General features: G+C 70.2%; 1 protein-coding gene. It reads right to left on the reverse strand.

The features are described 5' to 3' along the window. On the reverse strand, window positions 1-389 hold a 389-nt coding region (locus G3I71_RS49690), incomplete at both ends, for an ABC transporter permease (RefSeq protein WP_164325579.1).

Raw genomic sequence — 389 nt, forward strand, 5'->3', positions numbered from 1 at the left:
GTAGAGGACGCGCAGGCCGTCGATCAGGGTCTTGCCGAGGCCGGGGATGCCGAAGAGGGACTCGGTGAGGACCGCGCCGCCGATCATGGTGCCGAAGTCCACGGCGCTGAGCGCGATCACGGGGGCGACGGCGCCGCGCACGGCGTGCCGGGTGATGAGGGCGCGCTCGCCGACGCCGTAGGCGCGGAAGGTGCGGATGTGGTCCTCCGCGAGCGTCTCCAGGGTCGAACTGCGGCTCAGTCGGGCGTACTTGGCGCTTTCGAACAGTCCGAGGGTGAGCCAGGGCAGCAGCAGGTTCCAGGCCCATTGCTCGGGGTCCTCGCTCAGCGGGACGTACGTCGGGAAGGGCAGCCACTGGAGGTGGGCGCAGACCGTCATGAGCAGCAGCA

It is taken from the genome of Streptomyces sp. SID12501, assembly GCF_010550245.1.
GTDB lineage: Bacteria > Actinomycetota > Actinomycetes > Streptomycetales > Streptomycetaceae > Streptomyces.